The following is a 4,421-nucleotide window of genomic DNA, read 5'->3' on the forward strand; positions in this document are numbered from 1 at the left end:
GAGCCGCGCGAGCGTCGTCTTGCCGACGCCGGGCGGCCCCCACAGGATCATTGAATGCGGCTTGCCCGATTCGAACGCGAGCCGCAGCGGCTTGCCTTCGCCCAGCAAATGCGTCTGGCCGATCACCTCGGCGAGCGTTTTCGGCCGCAGCGCCTCGGCGAGCGGGCGGCGCGGCTCGACTTGAAACAGGTCGGACATGAACCCTCGCTCCACATCAAACGGTCGCGGCCGAACCGGCCGCCGGACCCGACATTATGACAGCCGCGCGAGCGCGCCGCCGGGCTCGGGGGTGCAGTGCTCACGCCCAATACCCGTGTCCGGCGCCCGCGCCGGCACCCGCGTCTGGTACCCGTGTCTGGCACCCGCTCTCAAAACAACACGGGCCTGCCGTCGCCGGCAGGCCCGTGTCGGGAAAACGTGCAACGGAGATCAGCCGTTGATCACGTCCGCGCCCTTCGGCACGACGAACTTGAACGTATCGCCCTTCAGCGGCGGGTTCGTCTGGATGTTCGTGAAGGTCAGCAGCGTGACGTTGCCGAACACGTCGTGCAGCTCCATCGCGGCGAGCGTGCCGTTGCGGAAGCCGATGCCGATCCGCTGGAACTGCGTGTCCTGCGCCTTCGGCAGCATCTCGAGCCAGTCGATGCCGCCCTTCTCGCCCGCATCGCGCAACGTGTAGTTCTTGTCGAGATCGTTGCTGCCGAACAGGATCGCGGCCGGGCTCGCGCCCAGTGCGCCGTTCAGCTTGCGCTCGGTGACCTGGTTCAGGTCGCGGTCGTACACGTAGAGCTTGTCGCCGTCGGCCTGCAGCACCTGCTGGTAAGGCTTCTGGTACGTCCAGATGAACTTGCCGGGCCGCGCGAACACGAACGTGCCGCTCGAATTGTCGGTGGGCTTCGGCGCGGCCTGCGCGGCGCTCGCGCCCTTGGCCGGCGCCTTGACGATCTGCTGCGTGAAATCGCCCTTCGCCGAACGCACTTGCGACACGAAGGCCTTCAGTTGCTCGGTGCCGCCCGCGAACGCGTGCGTCGCCGCGAGCATCAGCGACGCGCCGGCGAGCGCCGCGCCGAGCCAGCGCCGCGTCGAACGAAGGGATGGGACGAACGAAAGTTGCTGCATATTGCGGTTTTCTCCCTGGGTGGCCGGCGCTGCGGGCGCCGCGGACTCATTCCGCGTCGCGCGCCGGCACAAGAATTTCGCGGTTGCCGCTCGACGACATCGCCGACACGAGCCCCGACTGCTCCATCTGCTCGAGCAGCCGCGCCGCACGGTTATAGCCGATCCGCAGATGGCGCTGCACGAGCGAGATCGACGCGCGGCGGTTCTTGATGACGATCTCGACCGCCTGGTCGTACAGCGGATCAGACTCGCCGCCGCCTTCGCCGGTTCCCGCGCCGGCCGAGCCCTCGTCGCCGTCGGCGGTGCCGCCTTCGAGCAGGCCCTCGACGTAGTTCGGCTCGCCCTGCTCCTTGAGCTTCTCGACGACGCGATGCACCTCGTCGTCGGCGACGAACGCGCCGTGCACGCGCACCGGCAGCCCCGAGCCCGGCGGCAGGTAGAGCATGTCGCCCATCCCGAGCAGCGATTCGGCGCCCATCTGGTCGAGAATCGTGCGCGAGTCGATCTTCGACGACACCTGGAACGCGATCCGCGTCGGCACGTTCGCCTTGATCAGGCCGGTGATCACGTCGACCGACGGGCGCTGCGTCGCGAGAATCAGGTGGATGCCGGCCGCGCGCGCCTTCTGCGCGATCCGCGCGATCAGCTCCTCGACCTTCTTGCCGACGACCATCATCAGGTCGGCCAGCTCGTCGATCACGACGACGATGTTCGGCAGGCGGCCGAGCGGCTCCGGATCGTCCGGCGTCAGGCTGAACGGGTTCGGGATCTTCTCCTCGCGCTTCGCCGCCTCGTCGATCTTGTTGTTGTAGCCCGCGAGGTTGCGCACGCCGAGCTTGCTCATCAGCTTGTAGCGGCGCTCCATCTCCGCGACCGTCCAGTTCAGCGCATGACCGGCCTGGCGCATGTCGGTGACGACCGGGCACAGCAGGTGCGGAATGCCTTCGTAGACGCTCATTTCGAGCATCTTCGGATCGATCAGGATCAGGCGCACCTGCTCGGCGGTGGCCTTGTACAGCAGCGACAGGATCATCGCGTTGATCCCGACCGACTTGCCCGAGCCGGTCGTACCGGCCACCAGCAGGTGCGGCATCTTCGCGAGATCCGCGCACACCGGCTTGCCGCCGATGTCCTTGCCGAGGCTCAGCGTCAGTGCCGACGATGCGGCCGCATACACCTCGGAGCCGATGATCTCGGACAGGTGCACCGTCTGGCGGCGCTGGTTCGGCAGCTCGAGCGCCATGTAGTTCTTGCCGGGGATCGTCTCGACCACGCGGATCGACACGAGCGACAGCGAGCGCGCGAGATCCTTCGCGAGATTGACGATCTGGCTGCCCTTCACGCCGGTGGCCGGCTCGATCTCGTAGCGCGTGACGACCGGGCCCGGATACGCGGCGACGACGCTCGCCTCGACGCCGAAGTCCTTCAGCTTCTTCTCGATCAGGCGCGACGTGAATTCGAGCGTATCGGCGGAAATCGCTTCCTGCGTCTTCGGCGCGGGGTCGAGCAGCGACACCGGCGGCAGCGTCGAATCGCCCGGCAGGTCGGTGAAGAGCGGCACCTGGCGCTCGCGCTCGACGCGCTCGGACTTCGCCGGTGTGACGACCGGCGGCACGATCGTCACCGGCTCGTGATCCTCGATGCGCACGCGCTCCTCTTCGACCTTGCCTTCGCGGCGCACCGCCGCGGCCTCGCCGAGCTTGCGGTCGCGCTCGGCCTCGCGGCGCAGCTTCGCGACGTTGACGGCGGACAGGATCGCGCCGCCGACGCGCTCGGCGACCGACAGCCACGAGAAGCGGAAATACAGCGACAGGCCTATCGCGAGCGCGATCAGCAGCAGCAGCGTGCCGCCCGTGAAGCCGAACGCATGCGACATCGCGCCCGCGACGGCCTCGCCGACGACGCCGCCCGGCGCACGCGGCAACTGCACCTTCAGCGACCACATGCGCAGCGCCTCGATGCCGTCACAGGCGAGCACGACCAGCACGAACGCAAAGATTTCGGTGAGCCAGCCGATCGGCCGCTCCGGTTCGTCGGGAATCGCCTCGTGGCGCGTGATGCGGCGGTAATTGACGGCGATGCGCCGCCCGAGCGGCACGATCAGCCAGTAGGCCGACAGGCCGAACAGCAGCAGGATGATGTCGGCCGTCCACGCGCCCACGCGGCCGGCCCAGTTCGAGATGTGATCGACCTGGGCGGCGTGCGTCCAGCTCGGATCGCGCCGGCTGTAGCTCAGCAGGGCCATCACCAGAAAGGCGCAGAGCGCGACCTGGAGAATCCAGCGGATCTCCGTGAGGAGCTTCGACATCCGGTGCGGCAACGCCTGTGCCGGGGCGGAATAAGGAGCTTTTGCCATGAATCCGTATAAAGAGGACGGGCCGTGCGCCCGCCTGTCGTTCGATCGCGCTTATTGTAAACGCTGCACCGCGCCGCCAAGTGTAAATGACGGTTACATAACGGGGACGGGGCGCCGAACTGGCGCCGCCGGCCACCACAAGCCGGCCGGATAGCCTATACCCGCGGCAACGCGCGTCGTCACCCGGCAGCCTGCCGCCCGGCGCGCTGGCCCGTACGGACGGCACGCCCCGAGACGCTATCGGCGCGATTGAAACTCTCGTTCGGCAGCGCAGCAACGGGGCCTTTATAATGCGCGTCTGATACCCATCTATGACGGCATCCCGGTCACCCCGGATCGCACGGCGAGCCCTACCCCGCCCGCCGGCCGCCTTTTACGGATTCGCACATGTCCACGCCCAAACACGCCAAAGTCCTGATTCTCGGTTCCGGCCCCGCCGGCTACACGGCCGCCGTCTACGCGGCACGCGCCAACCTGTCCCCGGTGCTGATCACCGGCATCGCGCAGGGCGGCCAGCTGATGACCACGACCGACGTCGAAAACTGGCCGGCTGACGCGAAAGGCGTGCAAGGTCCGGAGTTGATGGCGCGCTTCCAGGAGCACGCGGAGCGCTTCAACACCGAAATCGTCTTCGACCACATCCACACCGCGAAACTGCACGAGCAGCCGATTCGCCTGATCGGCGACTCGGGCGAATACACGTGCGATTCGCTGATCATCGCGACCGGCGCGTCCGCGCAGTATCTCGGCCTGCCGTCCGAGGAAGCGTTCATGGGCAAGGGCGTGTCGGCCTGCGCGACCTGCGACGGCTTCTTCTATCGCAACCAGGAAGTCGCGGTGATCGGCGGCGGCAACACGGCCGTCGAGGAAGCGCTCTACCTGACCGGCATAGCGAAGAAGGTCACCGTGATCCACCGCCGCGACAAGTTCCGCGCGGAGCCGATCC

Annotated in this window: 3 protein-coding genes and 1 pseudogene; 1 reads left to right on the forward strand and 3 read right to left on the reverse strand. The window is 67.5% G+C overall.

All coding sequences use genetic code 11. The features are described from left to right. The 3 genes and pseudogenes from JMF90_RS25790 to JMF90_RS25800 all read right to left on the reverse strand — a co-directional run. Positions 1 to 198: pseudogene (locus JMF90_RS25790) on the reverse strand (recombination factor protein RarA); the annotation flags it as partial. A 231-nt stretch (positions 199 to 429) separates the two neighbouring features. Then, positions 430 to 1,119, reverse strand: coding sequence for an outer membrane lipoprotein chaperone LolA (lolA, locus tag JMF90_RS25795; RefSeq protein WP_023475207.1), 690 nt, complete (start codon positions 1,117 to 1,119; stop codon positions 430 to 432). A gap of 46 nt (positions 1,120 to 1,165) precedes the next feature. Continuing rightward, positions 1,166 to 3,475, reverse strand: a complete 2,310-nt coding sequence (locus JMF90_RS25800) for a DNA translocase FtsK (protein WP_012328086.1) — start codon at positions 3,473 to 3,475, stop codon at positions 1,166 to 1,168. 387 nt (positions 3,476 to 3,862) lie between these two features. Between JMF90_RS25800 and JMF90_RS25805 the strand changes: the two genes are divergently transcribed. Then, a partial coding sequence (locus tag JMF90_RS25805; protein WP_201325588.1) for an NAD(P)/FAD-dependent oxidoreductase occupies positions 3,863 to 4,421 on the forward strand: 559 nt, incomplete at its 3' end.

The organism is Burkholderia sp. E168m23 (assembly GCF_016586125.1).
Classification (GTDB): Bacteria; Pseudomonadota; Gammaproteobacteria; order Burkholderiales; family Burkholderiaceae; genus Burkholderia; species Burkholderia orbicola.

Excerpts from the sequence above, each read along its gene's own strand:
- lolA (WP_023475207.1), bottom strand. The coding sequence starts at position 1,119 with ATGCAGCAACTTTCGTTCGTCCCATCCCTTCGTTCGACGCGGCGCTGG.
- JMF90_RS25800 (WP_012328086.1), bottom strand. The coding sequence starts at position 3,475 with ATGGCAAAAGCTCCTTATTCCGCCCCGGCACAGGCGTTGCCGCACCGG.